General features: G+C 68.9%; 22 protein-coding genes. 10 read left to right on the top strand and 12 right to left on the bottom strand.

The features are described 5' to 3' along the window. Positions 1-76 precede the first annotated feature (76 nt). Together ACWDV4_RS19055 and ACWDV4_RS19050 are read right to left on the bottom strand one after the other, a co-directional pair. Positions 77-3,010, bottom strand: a complete 2,934-nt coding sequence (locus ACWDV4_RS19055) for a hypothetical protein (RefSeq protein ID WP_449980554.1) — start codon at positions 3,008-3,010, stop codon at positions 77-79. Between the two features lie 4 nt (positions 3,011-3,014). After that, positions 3,015-4,808: an HSP90 family protein gene (locus ACWDV4_RS19050; RefSeq protein WP_449980552.1), complete on the bottom strand. Its 1,794-nt coding sequence runs from the start codon at positions 4,806-4,808 to the stop codon at positions 3,015-3,017. Positions 4,809-5,016: 208 nt separating this feature from the next. Between ACWDV4_RS19050 and ACWDV4_RS19045 the strand changes: the two genes are divergently transcribed. Further along, complete coding sequence (locus ACWDV4_RS19045; protein ID WP_449980549.1) at positions 5,017-6,336, top strand: MFS transporter; 1,320 nt, start codon at positions 5,017-5,019, stop codon at positions 6,334-6,336. Between the two features lie 24 nt (positions 6,337-6,360). On the opposite strand, the gene ACWDV4_RS19040 is transcribed toward ACWDV4_RS19045, so the two are convergent. From ACWDV4_RS19040 to ACWDV4_RS19025, 4 genes are all read right to left on the bottom strand, one after another. After that, a complete protein-coding gene (locus ACWDV4_RS19040) occupies positions 6,361-6,936 on the bottom strand; it encodes a VanZ family protein (RefSeq protein WP_449980547.1) in 576 nt (191 codons plus the stop codon). Positions 6,937-7,013: 77 nt separating this feature from the next. Next, positions 7,014-7,916, bottom strand: a complete 903-nt coding sequence (locus ACWDV4_RS19035; protein WP_449980544.1) for a sulfurtransferase — start codon at positions 7,914-7,916, stop codon at positions 7,014-7,016. A gap of 51 nt (positions 7,917-7,967) precedes the next feature. After that, positions 7,968-8,735 (bottom strand): SGNH/GDSL hydrolase family protein, encoded by a 768-nt coding sequence (locus ACWDV4_RS19030; protein ID WP_449980541.1) that lies wholly within the window; start codon positions 8,733-8,735, stop codon positions 7,968-7,970. Positions 8,736-8,886: 151 nt separating this feature from the next. Continuing rightward, positions 8,887-9,510, bottom strand: a complete 624-nt coding sequence (locus tag ACWDV4_RS19025) for a dTDP-4-dehydrorhamnose 3,5-epimerase family protein (RefSeq protein WP_449980538.1) — start codon at positions 9,508-9,510, stop codon at positions 8,887-8,889. A gap of 124 nt (positions 9,511-9,634) precedes the next feature. On the opposite strand from ACWDV4_RS19025, the gene ACWDV4_RS19020 reads away from it, so the two are divergent. Continuing rightward, positions 9,635-10,054, top strand: a complete 420-nt coding sequence (locus ACWDV4_RS19020; protein WP_449980535.1) for a SufE family protein — start codon at positions 9,635-9,637, stop codon at positions 10,052-10,054. A 21-nt stretch (positions 10,055-10,075) separates the two neighbouring features. Beyond that, entirely contained in the window at positions 10,076-10,714 is a 639-nt protein-coding gene (locus tag ACWDV4_RS19015; RefSeq protein ID WP_449980532.1) for a DsbA family oxidoreductase, read from the top strand. Positions 10,715-10,884: 170 nt separating this feature from the next. Here ACWDV4_RS19015 and ACWDV4_RS19010 read toward each other — a convergent pair whose 3' ends face one another. Both ACWDV4_RS19010 and ACWDV4_RS19005 read right to left on the bottom strand, forming a co-directional pair. Continuing rightward, entirely contained in the window at positions 10,885-11,454 is a 570-nt protein-coding gene (locus ACWDV4_RS19010; RefSeq protein ID WP_449980789.1) for a YbaK/EbsC family protein, read from the bottom strand. Positions 11,455-11,527: 73 nt separating this feature from the next. Then, positions 11,528-11,683 (bottom strand): hypothetical protein, encoded by a 156-nt coding sequence (locus ACWDV4_RS19005; protein WP_449980529.1) that lies wholly within the window; start codon positions 11,681-11,683, stop codon positions 11,528-11,530. Positions 11,684-11,796: 113 nt separating this feature from the next. On the opposite strand from ACWDV4_RS19005, the gene ACWDV4_RS19000 reads away from it, so the two are divergent. Together ACWDV4_RS19000 and ACWDV4_RS18995 are read left to right on the top strand one after the other, a co-directional pair. Further along, the gene (locus ACWDV4_RS19000; protein ID WP_449980526.1) at positions 11,797-12,603 is read left to right on the top strand and encodes an alpha/beta fold hydrolase; all 807 of its coding nucleotides are present in this window, start codon (positions 11,797-11,799) and stop codon (positions 12,601-12,603) included. Then, entirely contained in the window at positions 12,596-13,177 is a 582-nt protein-coding gene (locus tag ACWDV4_RS18995) for a TetR/AcrR family transcriptional regulator (RefSeq protein WP_449980523.1), read from the top strand. Before ACWDV4_RS19000 ends, ACWDV4_RS18995 begins: the two co-directional genes overlap by 8 nt. 43 nt (positions 13,178-13,220) lie before the next feature. On the opposite strand, the gene ACWDV4_RS18990 is transcribed toward ACWDV4_RS18995, so the two are convergent. Next, positions 13,221-14,633, bottom strand: a complete 1,413-nt coding sequence (locus ACWDV4_RS18990) for an MFS transporter (protein ID WP_449980521.1) — start codon at positions 14,631-14,633, stop codon at positions 13,221-13,223. 153 nt (positions 14,634-14,786) lie between these two features. Between ACWDV4_RS18990 and ACWDV4_RS18985 the strand changes: the two genes are divergently transcribed. The 3 genes from ACWDV4_RS18985 to ACWDV4_RS18975 all read left to right on the top strand — a co-directional run bounded on the left by ACWDV4_RS18985 (position 14,787) and on the right by ACWDV4_RS18975 (position 17,621). Continuing rightward, entirely contained in the window at positions 14,787-16,463 is a 1,677-nt protein-coding gene (locus tag ACWDV4_RS18985) for an FAD-dependent monooxygenase (RefSeq protein WP_449980518.1), read from the top strand. Positions 16,464-16,629: 166 nt separating this feature from the next. Next, positions 16,630-16,815 carry a hypothetical protein gene (locus ACWDV4_RS18980; RefSeq protein ID WP_449980516.1) on the top strand — a complete coding sequence of 62 codons (186 nt, stop codon included), beginning with the start codon at positions 16,630-16,632 and terminating at the stop codon, positions 16,813-16,815. 53 nt (positions 16,816-16,868) lie between these two features. Next, positions 16,869-17,621 (top strand): DUF899 domain-containing protein, encoded by a 753-nt coding sequence (locus ACWDV4_RS18975; protein ID WP_449980513.1) that lies wholly within the window; start codon positions 16,869-16,871, stop codon positions 17,619-17,621. 251 nt (positions 17,622-17,872) lie between these two features. On the opposite strand, the gene ACWDV4_RS18970 is transcribed toward ACWDV4_RS18975, so the two are convergent. Together ACWDV4_RS18970 and ACWDV4_RS18965 are read right to left on the bottom strand one after the other, a co-directional pair. Next, positions 17,873-18,157: a TetR family transcriptional regulator C-terminal domain-containing protein gene (locus ACWDV4_RS18970; RefSeq protein ID WP_449980510.1), complete on the bottom strand. Its 285-nt coding sequence runs from the start codon at positions 18,155-18,157 to the stop codon at positions 17,873-17,875. 70 nt (positions 18,158-18,227) lie between these two features. Beyond that, positions 18,228-18,905: a hypothetical protein gene (locus ACWDV4_RS18965; protein ID WP_449980508.1), complete on the bottom strand. Its 678-nt coding sequence runs from the start codon at positions 18,903-18,905 to the stop codon at positions 18,228-18,230. A gap of 673 nt (positions 18,906-19,578) precedes the next feature. Here ACWDV4_RS18965 and ACWDV4_RS18960 point away from each other — a divergent pair. Next, positions 19,579-20,790: a cytochrome P450 gene (locus ACWDV4_RS18960; RefSeq protein WP_449980505.1), complete on the top strand. Its 1,212-nt coding sequence runs from the start codon at positions 19,579-19,581 to the stop codon at positions 20,788-20,790. A gap of 850 nt (positions 20,791-21,640) precedes the next feature. Here ACWDV4_RS18960 and ACWDV4_RS18955 read toward each other — a convergent pair. Then, complete coding sequence (locus ACWDV4_RS18955) at positions 21,641-21,880, bottom strand: GntR family transcriptional regulator (protein WP_449980502.1); 240 nt, start codon at positions 21,878-21,880, stop codon at positions 21,641-21,643. A 204-nt stretch (positions 21,881-22,084) separates the two neighbouring features. Here ACWDV4_RS18955 and ACWDV4_RS18950 point away from each other — a divergent pair, with 204 nt between their 5' ends. Next, positions 22,085-22,357: a hypothetical protein gene (locus ACWDV4_RS18950; RefSeq protein WP_449980499.1), complete on the top strand. Its 273-nt coding sequence runs from the start codon at positions 22,085-22,087 to the stop codon at positions 22,355-22,357. Positions 22,358-23,147: the final 790 nt, after the last annotated feature.

The raw sequence follows: 23,147 nt of genomic DNA, 5'->3' as shown, positions 1-23,147 counted from the left end.
CGTCGCCCCCTGCTGCCCGTTCTGCCTGACTGTCGGGCCGCCCGTTCTGCCTGGCTGCCTGAACAGCCCGCTACGGTCACTCGTCGGTTTCCAGGTCGTGCTCCACCCGCAGTGCCTCCGCCTCCTCGGCACGGCCCAACGCGACGAGCGCCTGAAACAGCAGCCACGCCGCCGGGCGTACCGGTCCGGACCCGGTGGGCAGGCCGGCCACGGTACGCCGCAGGATCGGTTCCGCCTCGGCCGGCCGGTCCAGCCGCAGCAGCCCCTCACCGACGAGTAGGTCGACCTGGGTCGCCTCGCCGAACGCCTCGATCTCCCGCAGCCGCTCCGGCACCCCGTCCAGTCGGGCCAGACCCTCATCGGCCCGGTCGACGTTGAACAACACCCGCGCCCCGGCGGCGGCCAACATCGACTTCTCCCAGACCGCGGCCGGTTCGCCCGCCAGCTCGGCCGACAGGCCCGTCGCCGTCCGATCCGCCCGCTCGACCGCAGCCAGCGCCGCCTCCGCCGAGCCGGCCCAGTTCAACGCGTCCATCTCCCGGCGGCGCGCCCGCATCTCGTCGAGAGGCAGCTCAGCCAACCGGTACGCCTCGGCCGCCGCTGCGAACCGCTGCGCGGCGACACTGTCCCGGTCGGTGCGATAGAGCAGGTCACCGGCCTCCTCCAGCACTTGCCCCCGAGGGCCCAGATTGTCCGGCCCGTCCAGGTTCTCCGCCAACTGGTCGAACAGCCCCAGCGCCAGGTCGATCTCACCGAGCGAGAGGTAGACGTTGGCCAGCAGATGCCGACACCGGTCCGCGTCGGCCTGGTAGCCCAGCTTCGTCAGCTCGGTGACCGCCTCCTCGGCCGCCTCCGCCGCATCCAGCAGCTGCCCGGCCTGCTGGTAGGCGTTGGCCAACTCCCACCGCAGGTAGGCGGCACCGTCGGCGATTCCGCGCTCGGCGCAGAGCGCCACCGCCTCGACGAAGTCGTCGACCGCCTCGGCCGGCCGCTCCGCCGCCAGCAACGCCCGAGCCCGACCGGTCCGAGCCGGCAACATCGCCTCGTCGGCGGGCACGCGAAGAGCCTCGTCCAGCGCGGCCACCACCTCGGCCGGGTCGTCCAACGACTGGGCGTAGCAGATGCACGCGGCGGCAAATCCGTCCGGCAGGCCCAACGCGCGGTAGTGGTCCCGGGCCTCGGCTGCCGCGCGGCTCGACTCCGTACGCTGCTCCAACGCCTGCAAGCAGACCGCACGACGCAGGGTGATCCGGGCGGTCAGATAGGGGTCGTCGACCTCGCTCGCGGCCTCGGCCGCCGGCTCGATCGCGGTGGCCGCCTCCGACCAACGCTCCTGGGTGAACAGCGCCACCGCGAGCCGGTCGTACGCGCTGGCCCGCTCGGCCGGCGTACCGTGCTCGGCCAGGTAGGTCGCCGACGCCGCCGCCAGGGGCAGCCCTTCGTCCTCCGCGCCGGTCTGGCAGAGCAGTACGCCGAGCCGCCCGGTCACGATCTGCTCGCGTACCGGATCCGGCAGCTCTCGGTAGCCGGCAACCGCCTGCCGGTTCGCCGTCACCGCGCCGGTCAGATCGTCGGCGACACTGCACTCGAGCGCCTGGAACTCGGCCCGCCGGGCCATCGTGCGAGGCGGCAGCTCCTGCTCACCGAAGCGCTCGTCGAAGGTGCGTACGACCGCGACGACGTCTTCGATCCGCTCGGTCCGCCACAGCTCCTCGGCCTGGTCCAACAACTCGTCCGGGGTGGCGTCCTCGGACAGCTCCACCGCCAGTAGTACGCGCATCGAGAAGGGCTCGAAGATCTTGCCGACTGTCGTCGGCTCGTCCGGGTCGACGATCTGGTCCGTCGCGGTCGCGCCGGTCTCCGCTGGGGCGTGCCGGGCCGCCTGCCGACGGGCGGTCGCCGACAGCGGTAGGTGCTCGCCGATCGGCTCCATCGCCATCCGGTCGGTCACCCCTGCCGACTGGCTGGTGGTGCCGTTACGGGCATCGAAGCGCGCGGCGATCTCGGCGGCCACCCGGGCCAACTCGTCGGCAAGCACCCCCAGCGGTACGTCCGCCGCCGGCCGATCCCCGTACGCCCGGCGGTGCACAGTCAACTCATCGTGCCCAGCTTGGTCCAACCGACGCAGCACCGGCACCGCCGTGGCGGCGAACGCCATCGCCGCCGCCGGGGAGGGTGCCCGGTCCAACCAGTCCAGGTGCCGCTCGACGATCTCCAGACCGCGTGCGTCGTTGCCGGTCAGTCCGCAGAACTCGACATGCTCCCCGATGTCCCACAGGTCGGCGAGGCTGCCCCGCACCGCCCGGTAGGCCCGCTGGTGCGCGTCCCGGGCCGCATCCCGCCGCCCGGTCCGCAGGTAGGGCAGGAGCAGCGAGGTCAGGATGCCCTGCGGCTGCTCGCTGCAGGAGAGTCGACCGGCGAGCACCGGCTCGGCCAACGCGATCGCCTCCTCGTCCCGCCCGTTCTCGGCCAGGTAGGTGGCCTGTGCCGACGGGTCACAGCCGGCGCAGTCGGAGAGGTCGTCGCGGGGTGTGGTGATCCACTTCCGGTACCACTCCTCGGCCTGCTCGACGTCGCCCAGGTGTCGGGCCACCCGGTGCCGGTACTTGTAGACCGCCTGCGGGCTGTGCCCGCCCGCCCGGTACCGGCGTTCCATGTCGTCCAGTACGGCGTACGTCCGGTCGAGCGGCACCTCGGGGAAGTTGAGCAACGCGTTGATCATGTACTTGAAGTGCCAGAGCAGGTTGTGCAGGTACTGCTGGTGGTAGGGGCGCGGGTTCCGGTCGAAGTCGGCCAGGCACCAGGAGAAGGTGACGAACGACTTGACCGGTTCGCCGCCGTAGACGTAGGCGTTCGTGCCGAGCATCCGGGCGGCGAACGCCATCTCCTCGTCACCGGCGGCGTCCGCCTGCCGGATCAACTGCTCGACGGTGGCGATCTGCCCCGCGCCGTACGGCATGTTCGCCGTATGCCGGAACTGCCGCCACAGATCGTCGTGGCTGGAGGTCATCCGATCACTCCTGTCCGGGAACGGCCCGGCCGAGCAGGCCGAGGAAGGAACTGTTCAACAGGGCGGCGTCGGCCGGGCGGATCGGGTGGTAACCGAGCAGCAGCGCCTGGCCGTACAGGGCCTCCACGGCGAGCCCGACCAGTTCCGGGTCGCCCAGTGTGGTGACCCGACGCACCAGCGGGTTGCGGTGGTTGAGCACCAGTTGGGGACGCTCCGGCGGGCCGGAGGAGGCGAGCGCGTCCAACACCCCGGCCCACACCTCGTCGGCCTGATCACGGGTTGCCTGCAGCTGGTCGTGGAAGGCCGCCGACCGGCTGACCAGGTAGAGGGCGGGCAGTGACGGCGGATCGTACGCCCGCAGCACCACCTCGCAGCCGAGCCGGTCCAGGGCCTGCTGCGCGGCCTTGACAAACGGCCGCAGCGCCAGGTCCACACCCGGGTCGAGTGCGTCGAACCGGGTGGTCAGGTCGGTCGGCTCCAGCCGTTCGATGAGCACCGACCGGTCCACGTTGGGCAGCCGCTCGATGATTTCCGTGTCGTACGTGTAGCCGCCGTTGACCACGGCCAGGTCCTGGGCTGCCGCCACCGCCGCGAGCTGCCGGAACTCATCGATCGTGGCGGCGTACCGGACGATGCCGTGCCGCTGGCGGAACTCGGCCAGCGTCATCTGGCCGAAGTTGGTCTCCATCGGCCACCACTGCTCGACCAACCGGAGCATCTCGTCGTCGTGCAGCGCCAACGCCTTGACCCCGAGGTGGTGCACCTGAAGAAACTCGCCGAGCCGATACGGTTCGGTGCTGGCGAGCTGGACCAGCCAGGCCCGCAGCTGGTCACCGAGCGCCTCCCGGGTGCTCTCCAGCAGGCTGTCCTCGTACAGGGCCTCCCGGCTGGCGGTCGGGCGAAGTTCGCTCGCGTCCACCACGCACTGGGCGAAGAACGCCCAGTCGGGCAGCAGCCCCTCGGCCCCCTCGGTGAGCAGCATGCGCTTGAGGTAGACCCGGTGCCCGGCCCGCGCCGCCGGGTTGACCGGGGCGGGCAGCACAAAGGCCGCACCGGTCAATCCCGCCTCTGGAACCGACAGCGGCACCACGTCGAACGGGGTGAAGCCAAGCGTCTCCCGGGCGTACCGGATGAGTTCGTCCCGACGGGCGGCGGGTGAGCCGCCGGCGGTAACGGCCCACGGCGGTGGTCCGGCGGTCGTCTCGACACCGTCGACGTAGACGGTCACCGGTAGCAGTGAGCCGAAGAGTCGGGCCAGTTCGGTCACGGTCTGGACCGCGAACCACTGGTCGGCGTCGCGGCGGGGCACCAGGGTGACTGTCGTGCCCTGCTCCGCCCGGCCGGTGCCGGCTGGCGCCAATTCGATGCTGTACCGGCCGTCGGCGTAGCCGGTCCACAGGACGGTCGGCTCGTCGCCGTGCCGGGTCTGCACCCGGATCTCGTCGGCGACCAGGAAGCAGGAGAGCAGGCCGATGCCGAACTGGCCGAGGAACTCGTGCCGGGCGAAGCCCAACTCGTCGCGTTTGGAGCTGCGGCCGATGGTGGCCAGCAGCTCGTGTACCTGCGCCTCGGTGAGCCCGATGCCGGTGTCGGTGATCCGCAGGGTGCCGTCCCCGGTGGCGGCGGGCGGTTGGATCCGGACCACCGCCGGGGCAGCAGGCTCGTTGGCCCGGCGCGCGGTGATCGCGTCGACCGCGTTTTGCAGCAGTTCCCGCAGGTAGACCCGAGGGCTGCCGTACAGGTGATGGCTCAACAGGTCGACGATGCCCCGCAGGTCGACCTGGAAGGTGTGATCCACGCTCTTCTACTCTCCCGGTCCGTGCCGGTCGGTTCTCTCCCGGTGCGATGCCGGCGACTACCGTACCGGTGATCACCGACAGTCCGCCGCCCCGATTTCCTGAGCATGCTCCAGGTCGGCGACTTGACCCTCGACCTGCTCCACCCCCCAGGGTCACACCGCATGGCGAGCCGCCCATCCGGGCGGCGGCGGACGGGAGGAAGCAGGCATGACGGACACTGCGGTAGCGGCGACCCCGGAAACCCCGCGCAACGCCGGACGGCTCGGCGGTGCCTTCTGGCGACTCTGGTCGGCAGCGGTGCTCTCCCAACTCGGGGATGCGTTGCGCACCCCGGCGCTCGCCCTGCTCGCCGCCACACTGAGCCGGGACCCGCGGACGATCGCGGCGGTGGTCGTCGCCGGGCAACTGCCACCGCTGCTGTTCGGCCTGATCGGCGGGGTGTACGCCGACCGGTGGGACCGTCGGCGCACCATGGCGCTGGTGGACGGGCTGCGGGCGGTCCTGGTCGCCGCATTCGCGGTGCTGGTGGCCACCGGGCAGGCGAGCATCGTCGTACTCGCCGGGTGTGCCTTTCTCCTGGCCACCCTCGGTACGCTCTTCGACGCCTCCGCCTTCGCGATGCTGCCCGCGTTGGTGCCCGCCGACCGGTTGGCGCAGGCCAACGGACGGTTGCAGGCCGGTACGACGGTGAGCCGTGGCTTTGTCGGTGCGCCCATCGCCGGGGTGCTCTTCGCGATCGCAGCAGCGCTGCCGTTCGCCGTCGACGCGGTCTCCTTCGCCGTCGCCGCCCTGCTGGCCCTGACCCTGCGTCCCGTCCGCCCGTCGACCGACACGTCCGGCGCGGCGGGCCGGTCTTCCGCCGATGGGGCAGTGCCCAGCCGGTCATTCGGCAATACGTCGCAGCCCGGCCGGCGAAGCCTGTGGCGGGAAGCCGGCGACGGGCTGCGCTGGATCAGGCAGGACGCCACGCTCCGCATCATCACCGGGTTGTCCGCGGTCACCAACCTCGCCATCAGCGCCATGATCGCGGTCCTGGTGCTGTACGCACTGGACGTACTCGGCGTCACCGAGGCGGGCTACGGCGTGTTCATGGCCGCTGCGGTCATCGGCGGGCTACTCGGGGCGCTCGGCGCCGGTCGGCTGGCCCGACGGTTCGGCACCCTCGCCGGGCTGCGCTGGGTGCTGGCTGGGCAGACCCTGGCGCTGGCCGGGCTCGCGTTCTCCCGACACCCGGTCCCGGGGGCCGTGGCGCTGGCCGTCTTCTCCGCCGGCACGGCAATGTGGAACGCGTTGTGGGTGGCGTACGGCCAGCGCAACGTACCGGCCGAACTGCTCGGTCGGGTGGGTAGTGCACAGCGGACGGTCGGCCTGCTCAGCGCCCCGGTCGGCGCAACGTTGGGCGGCTTCGCCGCGCAGGCGTACGGGCTGCCGGTGGTTGTCTACGCCGCGACCGCCATCCTCGCCCTCGCCACCATCGGTTCGTGGCGAACGCTGGGCCGGGAAACCCGATCGGATCAGGTCGGCTAGCCCCCGGCCCGGCGTGGATCAGGTCTAATAGCCCGGCCCGGCGGGGACAGGCGCGGCATCGACCGAAACTGGCGCGCCCGACGCCCACCATGGGCGGGACAGCAGGCCGGCGAGCGCCGCTCCGACGGCGTTGATCAGCACATCGTCCACAGAGGTCACCCGCCCGATGTCAAGTACGAACTGGAGGGTTTCGACCACGATCGACCCGGCGGCGCCGAGAGCGAGGAGTCTTCCCATCCCAGCCAGGGCGGGAAACCGGATCGGTGCGAAGAAGCCCAGCGCGGCAAAGACCAACAGGTTGCCGCCGGCCTGCACCGCCACGAACGTGGGCGAGGTGGTGGTCACCTGGAGGTACAGGTCGCGCAACGGAATCAGATGCACCAGTCGGGGTGCGTCCAGCGGGGTAAGGATCATCCACACCCAGGGCAGGGTGCCCACCACCATGCCCACCTCGGCGACGCTGCGCCACCATGCCTGCCGTACCGGCATCGATCGGGTGATGCGCACCCGGGCCAGGAGGAAGGCGATCAGGGCGGCCAGCGGCAGGCCGGCAAACGAAACCAGTACGACGCCACCCCAGTCCCGCCACACCTGCCCCATCCCCGCAGGCTATCGATCAACGTGCCGCGACCATCCAGCGGGCAGACAAGGACCACCCACCGGTCCCGCGCCATCCGTCATCGGGGCAGGCCACCGGGCTGGTCGCCGCGGACCACCGGGGCGCGGACCAGGTTGCCCCATTCTGTCCACGAGCCGTCGTAGTTACGTACCTGTGGATAGCCAAGCAGGTGGCGCAGAACGAACCAGGTGTGGCTGGACCGCTCGCCGATCCGGCAGTAGGCGATCACGTCGTCGGCGGGGGTCAGGCCCTGCTCGTTGACATAGATCGCGCGCAGTTCGTCGGGGCGCTTGAACGTACCGTCGGGGTTGGCGGCCGACTTCCACGGCACGTTGACCGCCCCCGGCACGTGACCGCCGCGCAGCGCCCCCTCCTGCGGATAGTCCGGCATGTGCAGCATGTCGCCGGTGTACTCGGCGGGGGACCGGACGTCCACCAGCGGTCGGCCGGCCGCGATGTGCGCCATCACCTGATCGCGAAAGGCACGGATCGGCGCGTCGTCGCGATCCGGGACCGGGTAGTCGGTCCGAGGTCGGGTGGCCCGGTCGCGGGTCAGCTCGCGCCCCTCGGCCACCCACTTCTGCCGGCCGCCGTCGAGTAGTCGCAGGTCCGCGTGGCCGAAGAGGGAGAAGACCCAGAACGCGTACGCCGCCCACCAGTTGAAGTTGTCGCCGTAGAAGACGATCGTGTCGTCCGGTCCGATGCCCTTGGCGGAGCACAACTCGGCGAAGTCCGTCGGGTGCAGGTAGTCCCGGGTCACCTGGTCGTTAAGTTCGAGATGCCAGTCGACCTTGACCGCACCGGGGATGTGCCCGGTGTCGTAGAGCAGCACGTCCTCGTCCGACTCCACGACGACCAGGCCGTCCGTGCCGAGGTTGGCGGCGAGCCATTCGGTGGTCACCAGGCGCTGCGGGTCGGCGTACGGCTGAAGGTCGGGCGCGGGATCGTTCGGTACTGCCATCAGCCCACGGTACGCCGTCTACCCCGCCCCGCCACCCGAACCTGAACCCGCTCAGTCGGTGACCGGGGCCAACGTCGGGCGCTTCGCGGTCACCGTGTCGCCGGAGGACCGGCCGGTCAGCCGTCGCTTGATCCACGGTGCCAGGTGCTGCCCAGCCCACCGCAGGTCGGCACCGCGCGCCGCCAGCCACGGCGTCGGCGCCGGCCGGGGCGGTACGACCAGCCACTGCTCGTCCGGTGCCAGCCCGAGGGTGCCGAGCACCCGTGCAGCGACCCGCCGGTGCCCGGCAGCCGACATGTGCAGTCGGTCTTCACCCCACAGCGCAGGGTTCTGGAACGCATCATCGGCGTACAGGTCCACCAGCATCGCGCCGTGGCGTTCGGCTGTCTCGCCCAGCGCCTGGTTGAGTACCGACACCCGGGGTGCCACCAGTCGCTGACCGGGCAGCCGGGCCATCACGTCGGCGAAGCGGAAGATCAGTACGTCGGCTCCGGTCGCCCGCAGCTCGCCGATCACTTCGTCGAAGCGTTCGACCAGGGCGTGCGGGTCGAAGTTGCGGCGCAGCACGTCGTTGCCGCCAGCGGCGAAACTGATCAGGTCGGGGCGCATGGCGATCGCGGCCGGCACCTGCTCGGCCACCACGTTGGGGAAGAGTCGCCCCCGGATCGCCAGATTGGCGTACCCGAACTCCGGGCCGGCCTCGACGGCCAGCCGCGTTGCGACCAGGTCCGCCCATCCCCGGTAGGTGCCGTCCGGGTACGCGTCGTCCATTCCCTCGGTGAAGCTGTCCCCGACCGCCACGAAGCTGCGCCAGCGCACCTACTCCTCCTTGCCCCTACTTCCCGAGCTTGTCACCAGGATCCATCGGAGTGTGTCAGCCACCCATCCCGTACCAGCCCCTGGGCCGGTACGGAAGTGGCGACGCCGACACCCGCCGCGGCTGTGCACGGCGGGCGGGCGCTCGTTGGCTTCAGCTGTCCAGTTGGGGCCGCTGACCGCTGCGCAGCAGTTGGTAGAGCTGCTGGCACTTGTCGTACGACGGCAGCAGTCCGGCATCCCGCAGCTCGTTCAGGCCCGGCCCGTCGGCGTCGCGCTCGGAGAGGATCGGCGTGATGTCGGCGGGGATCGGCAGCGCCAGGTCCGGGTCGAAGACGTTGGCGATCCGCTCCCGGGTGGGCGCATAGCCGGCCGAGCAGAGGTAGCTCATCACCGTGTTGTCTTCGAGTGCGACGAAGGCGTGGCCCAGCCCTTCCGACAGGTAGGCCGCCCGGAAGTCGACGGGGTCCAGCCGTACCACCTCGTGCTGTCCGAAGGTCGGCGAGCCGACTCGCAGGTCGACGATGATGTCCAGCAGCGCGCCCTGCGGACAGTAGACGTACTTGCCCTGCCCGACGGGCACATCTGCCCAGTGCACGCCCCGGACCACGCCCCGCCGGGAGACGCTGTGGTTGGTCTGCGCGACATGCAACTCGAAACCGAGGGCGTCAGCGAAGACGGCAGCGTCGTACCAGACTGCGAAGTTGCCGCGATCGTCGGGAAACTGCTGCGGAAGAAACTCCCATGCGCCGGAGATCGACAGCTCAGTGGCCTTCACCTGTTCACCTCTCGCGTGTGCGGCAACCGCAAACGATACCGCCCGCCCAGATGTTAGGAAGGGCCCCTTCTTATCGCTTTCTGCCGGTAAAGGGCCCCTTCCTAACACCGGTAGCCTGGGCCTCATGCCACCGAAGCTCGCCGAGATCGTCGAGGAGTTCGCGTCCGCTCCGCGAGACGTCGTACTGGAGATGCTGCTGGAGTTCGCCGACAGCGTCCCGCCGCTGCCCGCCGCACTGGCCGACCGGGCCGGGATGGAGCAGGTGCCGGAGTGCCAGACGGCGTTCTTCCTACGGGCCGAGGTGGCACCGGACCGGACGGTCACCACCTGGTTCGACTGCCCGCCCGAGGCGCCCACCACTCGGGCGTTCGCCGGCATCCTGGCGGAAGGGCTGGCGGGCGCGAGCGCTGACGAGGTGCTCGCCGTACCCGACGATCTTTATCAGCGGATGGGGCTCGCCGAGGCGATCAGCCCGCTGCGGGTACGCGGTGGCACCGCCATCCTGGCCCGACTCAAGCGACAGGTACGGGAACAGACGAGCTGACCCGGGACGTTCTCCTTGATCATGGACTTGGAAATCTACGCGGACCTGGTTTGCCCCTGGTGCTACATCGGTAAGCACCGGCTCGAACGAGCCCTCGAATCCACTGATCAGCATGTCACCGTGCACTTCCGGCCGTTCCAGCTCGACCCGTCACCGGTCTCCGAGCCCCGACCGTTGATCGACTCGCTCGCAAAGAAGTTCGGCGACGCGGACCGGGCGCGCCAGATGCTCGACCACACCACCGAGGTCGCCGCCGCCGACGGGCTGGAGTTGCGTTTCGACCGGGCGGTGACGGCGAACACCTTCGACGGCCACCGGCTGGTCTGGTTCGCTGGGGCCCACGGCCTGGCCGCCGAGACGACCGAGGCGCTCTACCGCGCCTACTTCACCGACGGGGTCGACCTCGGGTCACGCGCCGCGCTCGCCACCGTCGCCGCCGGGGTCGGCCTACCGGAGCCCGAGGTACGCCAGTTCCTCGACTCCACCGACGGGGAGACCGAGGTACGCGCGGCGCTGGCCAACGCCCGCGAGTTGGGCGTGACGAGTGTGCCGACCTTCGTCCTTGCCGGAAAGTACGCCGTCACCGGCGCGCAGGAGCCGGACGTGCTGCGGGCCGCACTGACCGAGGTGGCCCAGCGGGAAGCGGCCAGCAACGCATAGCGGCGCGCAACGCATAGCGGCCCATGACGCTTAGCGGCCTGCATACAGCGCAGGCAGCCGCTTGGTTTCACGTGCAACAACATCGACGGCACCCACTACTTTCGGTGGGTGCCGTCCGTCGGCCGTCTCGGGTGCCGTCGGCCGTCTCGGGTGTCGTCGACTGTCTCGATTCAGGCTGCCGCCGGCTTGGCCAGCCCTTCGATCACCTGAGCGTTCGGCAGCGTCGCCAGGGCCCGTCCAGGCACGACGATCTTGCTGCGTCGTACCCCGGAACCGACGATCACGTACGGGACGTCGACCACTCGCGAGTCGACCAGGATCGGCCACTGTTCGGGCAGCCCGATCGGGGTGATTCCCCCGTACTCCATCCCGGTCAGTTCCACGGCCTCGGCCATTGGCGCGAAGCTCGCCTTGCGTACGTCGAGCTGCCGGCGGGCCACCCCGTTGACGTCGACCCGGGTGGTGGCCAGGACGACACAGGCGGCATACCGGGTCACCCCGTCCCGCTTGCCGGACACCACGACGCAGTTTGCTGAAGCGTCGAGCCCCACGTCGTACGCCGCACAGAAGGCCGCCGTGTCGGCGAGTTCAGCATCAATCGGGGCAACCAGCACCTCGTTGGCCTGCACCTCGTCGACCGGCACCGGAGCGTCAGCCGACCACTGTTCGAGTACGGCGACCACGGGCGGCGCGAGTAGATCGGGGCGGGTGCGGGCGGGTGCGGTAAGCAGAGTTCCGATCACGCCGCCGATCCTCGCACCGGTGAGTGATCACCTTCCGACCGCCCCGCACGCCCGCCCGCGTACTCGCCGATCAACCGCCGGGGAAGAAGACCTCTTCCGGCAGCACGTTCCGATGTTGTCGCTGCGTGGCGTCCTCGATGGCGTGTTTCACCGCCAGTCGAACCACTCCGTACAGGAGGACGAAGCCAAAGACATACAAAACTAATACGAAGAAGACATCAGTCATGCCGCCCACCTTAGGCGGACAAGGGACCGGAAAATCTCTCGCTTGCCCTCATATCGCCCGTTCGAGACGTCCTCACTTGACAGGGAAAAGCTAATGACATTAGCTTGTTGGCTATGACAGCTAGCTTCTTGATGCGGGACGACGGCCGAATCGCCTACGAGGTGCACGGCGAAGGCCCGCTCGTGGTGTGTGTACCCGGCATGGGCGACCTACGTTCGGCCTACCGATTCACCGTTCCCGCGCTGGTCGAGGCGGGCTACCGCGTAGCAACGATGGACCTGCGCGGGCACGGCGACAGCGACGACGGCTTCAGCCGCTACGACGACGTGGCCGTGGGCGGCGACGTGCTGGCGCTGATCGAACACCTCGGCGGCCGGGCAGTCGTCATCGGCCAGTCGATGGGGGCCGGCGCTTCGGTCTGGGCCGCTGCGGAGAACCCGAGCAAGGTCGCCGGACTTGCGCTGCTGGGACCATTCGTCCGCGACCCACAGAGCAACCCGCTGATGCCACTCCTGCTCCGGCTGCTACTGCTCAAGCCCTGGGGACCCGCCGCCTGGCAGACCTACTACCGCAAGCTCTACCCGGGCCGCCCACCCGCCGACCAGGCAGCGCACCTGGCGCGCATTCAGGAGAGCATGCGCCGGGGCGACCACTGGCGCTCCTTCGTCCACACCACGCGGACCAGCCACCGGCCAGCCGAGGAACGGCTCGGTCAGGTGACCGCTCCGACGCTGGTGGTGATGGGTGAGAAGGACAGCGACTTCCCCGACCCGGCGGCCGAGGCCCGGTTCGTCACCGAACGCCTCGACGGCGAACTGCTCATGGTGCCCCACTCCGGTCACTACCCGATGGCGGAATATCCCGAGGTGGTCAACCCGGCGCTGGTCTCGTTCCTGAACAAGGTCGTCAACCGTGGCTAGGGCCGGCCTGACGCCCACGCGGGTCGTCGCCGAAGCCGCACAGCTCGCCGACGAGACCGGTCTCGACCGGCTCACCCTGGCCGCTGTCGCCCAACGGCTCGGGGTGGCGTTACCCAGCCTCTACAAACATGTCCGTGGCCTCGACGACCTGCACCGCCTGCTCGCCATCCGGGCCCTCCAAGAACTGGCCGACCAGCTCAGCGAGGCGACGGTGGGGCGGTCGGGATCGGCCGCATTGCGGCACCTGGCCAGCGCCTACCGGACGTACGCCGGCAACCATCCAGGTAGCTACGCGGCCACCCTCCGGTCGGCGGCAGCCAGCGACGACGCCACCTACCTCGCCGCCAGCGACCGAGCGGTACGGATCGTCTACGCCGTACTCGCCGGATATGGCCTCACCGCCGACCAACTGGTGGACGCCACCCGGGTCCTCCGCAGCGGCCTGCACGGCTTCGTCGCCCTGGAGGCAGTCGGTGGCTTCGGCCTGCCCGAGGACGTCGACCGCTCGTACGAACGCTTGATCTCCGTACTCGATCAGGCGTTCACCGCCTGGCCGCCGACGCAGCCGGACTGACGCTTCGGCCCGCCGATCGGTCCGACCGCGAGCCGGTACGGGGCTACGAGCCGGTACGCGGACGGACCCGTCCCGAAATCGCAGCTCCGGAGAGCGCGAGTACGGCGGCGACCGCGAACCCGGCGAGATAGGTCGACGAGCCCGGCACCGCCGTCGCGGCAAGCAACGCCCCGCTGAGCGCGAGCACCGTGGCGGAGAAGATCGAGTCCCCCAGTTGCAGTGCGGAACTGTTGCGGCCCTGCTCACCAGGGGCGGACAGTTCGAGCGTCAGGACGGAGAGCGTGGGAAAGACCAGCCCCATCCCCAGGCCCGCCACGCCCCAGGCAAGGATGCCGACGAGAACCGGCACCGAGTGCCAGACGGTGCTCGCCACGGCTCCAATGCCGAATGCGATGAGCAGCATGCCGACCCGGGGCAGGGCATCCCGTAGCCCCGGGTGTCGCAACCGGCTCTGCACCGCCGAACCGGCGGACCAGGACAGTGCACCCGCCATGAGGGCGAATCCCGCAGCCGCCGGGGACAGCCCGCGTTCCCGGGACAGCAGCAACGGAATGAACACCTCCGCACCGACGAAGGCAGCCGAGGCCAGCCCACGTAGGGCGATCACCGTCGGCAGTCCCCGCCGGATCCGAACAAAGCCGGCCGGCAGCAGCCGGGGTACGCAGACACCGAGCCCGACGAGCGCCACCACGAGCAGGCCCACGGCAAGCGGGCCGCGCTGCTGCCCCCCGTAGTGCAACAGCGCGGCACTCGCCGCCGCCCCGACCGCCCAACCGACGCGTCGGGCCGAACCAGGGGCCAACGGGCTGTTGGTGGTCGCCTCGTCGAGCCGCCGCAGCGCCGGCTGGATCAGTGCCAGTGCGGGCACCGCCAGCAGCGGCACCGCCAGGAACACCCAGCGCCAACCGACGTACTGGACGATCAGGCCGGCGATGCCCGGACCGACCAACGACGGCACCACCCAGGCCGCCGCGAAGGCCGCGAAAATACGTCGATGCAGCTCCTCCGGGTACACGCGGGCGACCATGACGTACAGCGCCACCGAGAGCAGAGCCGAGCCGAAGCCCTGTACGACCCGACCGAGCACGATCAATCCCATGCTCTGTGCGCTGCCGGCAATCAACAGGCCGACCACGAACCAGAAGACACCATGTCGGGTTGGGGCGCTCGGGCCGCGCGCGTCGCTCCAGATGCCGGAGACGACCATGCCGAGTACGCCGGACGCGAACGGTCCACCGAAGGCAAGGGCATACAACGACAGTCCGTCCAGGACACGGGCGACGCTCGGCATCGCGGTGGCAACCGCGAGCGCCTCGAACGCCGACAGCGAGACCAGCGCCACGGCGCCCACCGTCAACGCGCGAAACCGGCCCGTGAAGAGCCCCGGCGCAGATGGTGGTGGGTCGGCCGGCCGCTTCGGTGACTCCTGCGGCGGCGACGAGAGCTCGATCGACACCGGAAGAGCCTCCGACCTGAACCGGGGTTGAAGTCAAGCAGCAACGATACGAGGTAAGCCGCGTCTCACTTGACGTGACTGCTTGCCATCGAGCCCCTCATGGACTTTCCACCAAGACATTGACAGCAACAGTTGCGCCACTAGCATTTGGCCGTGACGCAGATCTCTCCCACCTCTCCTGTCCTCGTACTCGGTGGTGGCCCGGTTGGTCTCGCCGCCGCCCTTGAACTGGCCCGCTTCGGCATTCGTTCCGTCGTCCTTGAACAGCGAACGGAAACGTCCCGGCACCCGAAGACCCGTAACCTCAACACCCGCACCATGGAGCTTGCCCGCGGCTGGGGAATCGCCACCTACCAGCGGCTTCGGGGCATCGACACCCCGCCGGGCTGGAAAAGCCCAATCCGGTTCTTCGACACCCTCACCGGCACCGAACTGGGACAGATCGAGACCCACGGGTTTCTCGGGCCCGGGGCGTCGATCAGCCCGGCCCAGCCTGTCATGTCCTCTCAGGACCTGGTCGAACAAATCATGTGGGACGCGGCGCTCGCCACCGGGCTCGTAGACCTACGGTTCGGTCACCGGGTCACCCGGGTGCTCTCGGGATGGTTGCCCGAGCACGCCGAAGCATCCCTGGAGGTGATCGACCCGGCGGGGGACAGCTACACCATCTCCGGCAGCGCCCTGGTCGCCGCCGACGGCAGGGACAGCCTCGTCCGTACCCAATTGGGGCTCACCCTCGACGGTGCGGAAGCCGTCCACCACTTCGTCAACTGCTACTTCCGCGCCGACCTGGAATCCCACCTCGGGGACCGACACGGCGTCCTGCTCTACGTCGGCGGCCCACGAGCCGCCGGGATCTTCCAGCCCTTGGACGCCCGAGGCCGCTGGCTGTGCCAGATACCCGTCTCCCGCGACGACTGGGAGGCCGAGAAGCTCGACGCCTCGGCGTGCACCGAATGGATCCGGGCCGGCTCCGGCATCGACGACCTCGAGGTGGAAATACTTACCGTCGGACGCTGGCAGATGAACGCCACCATCGCCGACCGGCTCGTCATGGGTCGGGTCGTACTCTGCGGCGACGCCGCCCATCAGTTCCCGCCAACCGGCGGCCTTGGCGTCAACACCGGACTGCAGGGCATGCACAACGCGATGTGGAAACTGGCGTTGTGCATTCGCGGCATCGCGGACTGGTCACTACTGGAAACCTACGACGCCGAGCGTCGTCCGCCGACCAAGACGACCGTCCAGCAGTCCCTCGCCAACTTCTTCAACGTCATGCAGGTCTCGGTCTCCTTCTACGGGATGCATCAGCAGCTCAGCCCCGCTGAGGTCATCCAGGCGGCACACCGGTACGGCAACCACCTCGGTGTCGAGTTCGGCACCGCGTACGCCTCCACCGCGGTCGTACCGGACGGCACCGTTCCGCCGGAGGTCGACGACTCCTATGCCGACTACCGGCCGAGCGCTACGCCTGGATGTCGTGCGCCGCATGTGTGGTTGGGGCGGGGAGAGAATCAGCTCTCCATCCTGGACCTGTTCGGTCCCGGGTTCACACTGCTGACCGGTGGTGAGGGCGCGTCCTGGCACTCCGGCGCCCAGCAAACCGCCCGCGGGTACGGCGCACCGCTGGCGTCCTTCACCATCGGCGACCCCGGGATCGAGGACGATGACTACGCCTTCCTGACTGCGTACGCCATCGAGCCAGCGGGAGCCGTACTGGTGCGCCCGGATGGCTATGTGGCCTGGCGCTCACGCTCAGCGGCGGACGATGTCGACCACACCCTCGACCGTGTCTTCGCCCAGGTCCTCGGCCGCGCCCCCAGTTCCTGAGACCGCCCGTCGAGCGAGCTGTCCTGGCACGCCGTCCATCGTCTTGTCACACGGTGTCCGTCGTCTTCGCCCCGTCTGCGGCGTCAGCCAGCGGATTCTCCTCGGCTGAACCTGATCGAGTGCGGCCATCAGCCGTACGACGTCCTCGGTGGGAAGGTTCTCGCCGTTGGGGCATCCTTCCGACGAGACGCGCTGGTACGCGTCGATCATTACCTGCATGCGCTCGCCCCTGATCCGTGCCGGCTTGCTGTCCGAGACGTACAGTGCCAGCGGTCGCGATCTCATCGTGCTACTGGTCTGGTGCGCGCTCGCACTCGCGATCAGTATCCGGGCCCTGATCCGCCGCGCCTGACGGGCCGAACACCGCCGACGACATTTTGTACGGACAAACGGATGGAGCGTCACATGACCGAGATCGACCTTCCTCTGCCTCCCGTTGTGAACGCCGAAGCGTGGGCGGAAGCGCGGCGCGTGCTTCTCCTGCAGGAAAAGGCGCTCACGCGGATGAAGGACTCCGTAGCGGCCATGCGGCGGCGGCTGCCCGTCGTGGAAGTCACCACCCCCTACGTCTTCGAAGGGGCCGATGGCCCGGTCAGTCTCCTCGACCTCTTCGGAGACCGGCCGCAGCTCATCGTGCAGCACTTCATGTTCGCTGAGGACTGGGAGGAAGGATGTGACGGCTGTTCGATGATGGCCGATCACATCGGCCCGCTCAGCCACCTGCAGGCGCGACGCACATCGTTCGCGCTCGTGTCCCGTGCGCCGATCGAGAAGCTCACGGCGTTTCGCACACGGATGGGCTGGAAGCTGCCGTGGGTGTCTTCCGGAGGGACTACTTTCAACGACGACTTCGGTGCCACGCAGGACGGCGAGGAACAGCAGGCGATCAGCGTCTTTATTCGACGCCGTGACCGTATATTCCATTCGTGGTCGACGTTTGCTCGGGGCGAAGAGCCGTTCATGCTCGTCTTCGACCTTCTCGATCTCACTCCCTACGGACGACAGGAGTCTTGGGAGGATTCCCCGGAAGGGTGGCCGCAGGAGCCGACCTACTCCTGGATGCGGCTGCAAGACCGTTACGGCGCCGAGGCTGACCAGTGCGCACACCATGCGGCGACCCCGCGCTCGACGGAAGGCACCACGCTCGACCCCCTGTGATGTTCGAGGAGGACCATCGCGCCAGCTGCGGTAATCCGCCGAACAGGTGTCCGCAAGTAAATGGGGCTGGGGCTGCTGACGCTGCCTTCCGTACCGCTGGGGGTGGATGTCACCGCCCTGCAAGGTCACCGCCCGCACCGCCGTACGCACCGCTCCGGAGCTGAGGCCGAGGGCGTCTCGGAGTTCCTCGGAGCTCGAGGGCCCGCTACGCAGGACGAAGACCGGGGCTCCTTACGAAGACGTGGCCCCCACTAGACCGGCCAAAACGCCGCGCGTCGAGATGGTCGGTTGTGGAGTGCTCGTTGCAGGACGGCGCGAAGGTGCTCCGGGTCGGCGGGTCCGTTGTCGAGGAGAATGGCGGTGCAAAGTCCGTCGGAGGCAGCGACCACTCCGGCGATGGCGACGGGGTCGTCGGTGAGGGTGGCGCAGAGTTCGGCGATGTTCTCTCGCCACCGCTGTCCACCTCCTCTGTTACAGCCGGCTGGCGCGGTACCGTGGTCTGGAATGACGCAGAGTGGCTGGACGCAAGCCGCCAATCGGACTAACCCGTCATGCGCCGAGTGTGCCCTTGACCTGGCCGTTCGCGTCGATCACGTGCCGGAGAAGTCAGAAGCATCGTTCTGCACGGTCCATAGACCTGGCGGGGCCGAGACGAAACCGAGCAGCAAGGTCATCGGCAAGGTCATGGGCCTCACGAGATCCGTCGATGGTTACCACCGGCAGGTGCAGTTCGACGGCCTGACGCCGCACTTCAGCGTCCCACAGTTCATCGCGAGCCAGTCGTAGCGCGAGCGCCTCGCCGTGATCGCTGTCTCCCCAGTTCGCTCGGGCTCTCGCGGCGTCGGCGAATCGAGCGCGCAATGCCCGATTCCTGAACTGCGGCGTTGGCAGGAGGAAGGCTGCCTGCTCCGGCCACGTCAGCAGCGGAGCAACCTCGCGGGGCAGAATTCGGAAGTCATCGACCAGGACCGGACGCTCCGTGGGCATCGCCAGCAGGTCATCGACAACAAATCCGAACGTTTCCCCGTGCAGGCTCGGCATCGACTCAAAGATCTCCTGTGCACTGCGGCCGTTCCACTTCCGCACCGGCGGAGCTTGCAGCAACGCCCACAGGTACGGCTGTTCTTGCGCAGTGCACCGGCTGACGTAGTCGCGCTCCGCGCGGTCCCCGTCGTAGATCAGCACGTCGTAGCGCTCCGCCAGGACCTGGGCGAGGGTGCTCTTGCCTGAACCGGTGCCCCCGGCGAGCCAACGAACATGCGAAAGACGGCGAGCTAGGTCCACGGGATAATTGTCAGTGGCCACGCCAAGAGAGACTGCCGACACTGCCGGCAAAAAACAGTCTTGTTCTGGCCCTACCGAACCCAGACTCGGGAGACCGCGCAGCAGCAGTACCGCCGGCCGGGACGCCCGGCCTCGCGGAAGAACACCTCCAGACCGTTGACGCCGGCCTGCCGGTGACGGACCTTCTGGATCGCCTGCAATGCCGTCCTCCTTGCGACGGGCGTCTCGAACGAGGATCCAACGACACGGGGGCACGGGGCTACGGGAGGCTCAACTCATCCGGCGGTTTGTTGCCGCCTGCGGATGAGGTCGCCTGCCATCCGCACCCACTCGGGGGTCTCACCGGCCCGATCTCGTCGGCTCCGGCCCACCGGGCCGCGTCGAGACCTCACGGATGGCCGCACGGGGATCGATGCACCCATCGCCCACCACACTCCGGTCGATCAACACCTTTCGTTTTCCCCGGATCCCACATATCATCATGATCTTGAATTCGAAGGGAGGCAAATATGTCGAAGCTCGTCAACATTCTCCGCGCCCGTCGTGCTGCCCGCACCACCAAGGGTTACTACATCCGCATGTACCCGGTCTGATCGTCGACCTCCGACAGCGCCTCCGGATAACGCAGCCGGAGGCGCTGCTCGCTGCCCGCAACGACGTACGGGAGTCCTCGATGTCCAGTGATCTCCGCCGCCCTCCCGGTGTTCTCGACGACGGCGGGCCACCCGGCGATCCGCGGCGCGATCCCCGCGCCTACCTGGACGCTTGCGCCGACCGCTACGGCCCGGTCTTCACCCTGACCGCCGATCAGACCCACGTACGGCCACCCGAGATCGTGCGGCACGTGCTGCGCAGCGAGACCGAGTTCCCCCTCGCGCCCGCGCTGGTGAACACCACCCGCGACTCGATCCAGATCGACCACCCCGACCGGTGGCGGCTCGCCCGGCGGCTCATCTGGGACCACCTCGACGCCGCCGGCTGCGCGTCGGCGGCACCACAGCTCGCGTTGCGGTGGCACGAGCAGTTCGCCGCCGGGGCCCGCTTCCGCTCCGTCGGCCCCGTCGTGGACGCCACAGCGGCCGTCCAGTGGCCCTTCCTGTTGCGCGACTGCGCGCGCCCCGACCTCGGACCGCTGCTGCTGGCGACCTCCCACCGACGTCAGCGCAGCATCAACGGACTCACGCCCTGGGGAAGGTACCGCCTGCGCAAGCAGTTCGACCAGGTCATCGAAGCGCTGCTGGCAACCGTCGCGCATCGCCGCGCATCGCCCGACAAGACCGCCTCGCCCGACCTGCTCGACTCGCTGCTGACGGACGGCTCCGGTGCGCTCAGTGACCTGGACATCGCCCAGTCCCTCGCCATCTGCCTGGACAGCGCGATGATGACCACCGGCTCCGCCGCCTGCTGGACGCTGCTCGCCTACGCCGACTGCACCCCCGCCACCCGGTCGGGTCTACGCGACAGCGGTACCGCCGAGACCTTCGTACGCGAGGTGCTGCGCCACACCCCCGTCATGGAGATGCTCAACCGCACCGCCGCCGCCACCACCGAACTCGGCGGCCACCCGGTCCCGCAAGGCAGCACCGTCCTGATGGACATCGCCGGGCTCCACCACGATCCGGGGCTCTGGGGGCAGGACCCGGAGCGGTTCTGCCCTGCACGGTGGGACGCCGATCGTCCACACACCCCGGGGGCGTACCTTCCCTTCGGCGCGGGCCCCCGGTTCTGCCTGGGATCCCGGGTCGCGACCACGACCCTCACCACGCTGGTCCAGACGCTCGCCCGCAGCTACGCCGTCAACAGTGTTGGGCCGAGGCGCTGCCGACGCGACAACCTCAACTGGCCGGATCCGTTTCAGATCGAGATTACGCCGTACACCCCGTGAAGCCGGGGCGCACCCGCCCGGCTCGCGGGTGCACCCCGGCCTTCCTCAGTGGACCTTGCCCGCGTAGCGCCAGGAAGGCTTTTTCAAGCTGATCTTGCGGATCAGGTCGGGTGTGGCGAGCCCCGGGATCGTTTGCGCTCCCTGCTGACCGTCCGGAGCCCGGCCGAGGGCTCGTCGGCGTGGTGCTAACTCAGCGGCAAACCGTGTGAATGAAGCGCGCGATCGCTGGCCAAGATCAAAAACAACTTGTGCCGGATCTGCGCCCGATAATCCCGGGCGAACAAAACGCCTGGTCAGGAAGACAAAATGTGGAGCCGAGGGGACTCGAACCCCTAATGTCGCAGGCGGAGTAAAGATCATCCGGAATCGGGCAGATCTGGCCGCTGAGCAGGGCGGGAACCCTCAACGTCTCTCGACGTTTTACACGGGTTTTCGGGCTCAGTTGTACTGGATTTGTACTCGATGATCATGGGCTGGACACCCTTCCTGAAGCCCCGAAAACCGACTCCAGCCAGTCCTCCACCTGTCCCGCCCAGGGTTACACTGTTTAGCGGCCAACGAGCTTCGGGAAGGTATCCCAAGGCCATGCCAAGCCCTACGGCAGCCATCAGGACACCGACTGCCACCATCAGCAAGTACGCGAGGCGTCGCTCATGCATGGCAGCCAGTAGAGCATGGCCTGGCGACCCTCGCTTGTAAGCTCTGCGCGCTTCGTCCGGGTGCGTCCGCGCACGCCTCTGACGTCGGGCGCTTATCCGTAGCGCTCGACGCCCGACTCTCCCCACCTGCCCCTATTGCTGTCACCGTCGCTGTCGATAGCGACCGGATCTACGCCTGCCGGATCGGCTTCTCACACCTCGTCGGCCGGCTTCACGAACGTGCCCTTCCCGGGCACCACGTAGACCAAGCCCTCATCGACCAAGACCCGAACCGTGTGCAGGATGGTGCCGCGCGCCAGGCCGTACTCCTGCTGGAGCCGAGCCACGCTCGGGATCGGCCGATTGGGCACCAGGTCCCCGCGCTCGATCTGCTCGCGCAGGATCGCCGCGAGCTGCCGGTAGACCGGCACCGGACCTTCAAAATCGATCACGTTCTCGACGGTATGCGGGCAGAGACGACGCTGGTCAGGCATGGCGGACCATGGACGACCATGTACCAGTTGGGGTACCGTGCGGCTACCCGCTGTGCTGGTCGTGGAGAACCCGAACTCGCCCCAGCACGGCGGAAGCGCCCTGCCTGGTCGGTGACCTCCGAACCGCCGGGCAGGGCGAACCTCCGACCATGGGAGCCCCCGATGCCTGTGGAACAGAACGGCCGCACATGGGCCAGGCCACAACCTCGCCCGCCGGAACCCGGTGACGAACTGTGGATCAGCCGGGAAGCGTCTGTGCAGTTCGCGCGACAGCGGTTCGTGTTTCGGGTGATCTCGGTCGACCCGAAACCCACCTATCGGGGCTGGGCGTGGGTGACTGGCTATCAGCTCGATGAGCAGGGCAATGCCGTCGCCAAGCGGGAGATCTTCGTACGGCTGGCCGGTCTACGTCGCGCGGTCCGTCGCCCGGCATAGCGCGTACCCGTATCGCCTGCTGCCATCCCGTCACCGTCGTCCCACACCCTGTGGAGCGGGTCCGCCCTCCTGGACCAAGGTGGAGCGCTCCACGACTGAACGACCTTGGGCCAGGAGAGCGGATCTGCTCGGCTCTGCCTGGGACGACGGCGACGGGATGGCCTCCCCTCAACCACCCACCACCGTGACCGCCGGTCCGACCCCTGCCATCCCGGAGCCCGAGGCCCCCGCCGGAGGCATGCCCTGACCCGGCCTACCGACCTGCCCACACTCACCGGTCACCAGCTCGGCAATCCCACCTCGAACAAGCTCAGCCACCGACTGATGACCACGACGGACCCGGCAGCATCCCTGCCGGGATGAGTGGTCACCGTGAGCAGGCAGGCGGGTGACCACTCTTCCCGGTCTTCAAAAGCTCAGCCACAGACGGACCCGGAAACGTGCCCTGCCAGGCCGACCCCCGCGCACCGGTCGCCCCCACCGCCGCAAGCGTCCGGCCGACGCCTAGCGCCGATGCTGCGCGTGCGCCTGGTGCTCGTTGACGCCGGCCGGCCCGGTCCGCGGCTATGTCCATGGCCCCCACCGCCACGCCGTGCGCGCCGGGGCGTGACCGGCCGCCAGGCCGCACGCGCGCCCCGGCGCAGGCACGGCGGCGGGCCGAAGGCCCGCCTTGAACAAGTAAAGAAAGTTTGAACACACTACGCTCCGGCCACGCTGTCCCGTCACGGGAGATGCTTGACGCTGGAGTCCCACTACATGCTTGACGTGTCCCGGCGGCTGGCCTGCCACA

The organism is Micromonospora sp. NPDC003197, assembly GCF_053590565.1.
Note: the sequence above shows the minus strand (reverse complement) of the source record. Positions and strands in the feature narration are given on the sequence as shown.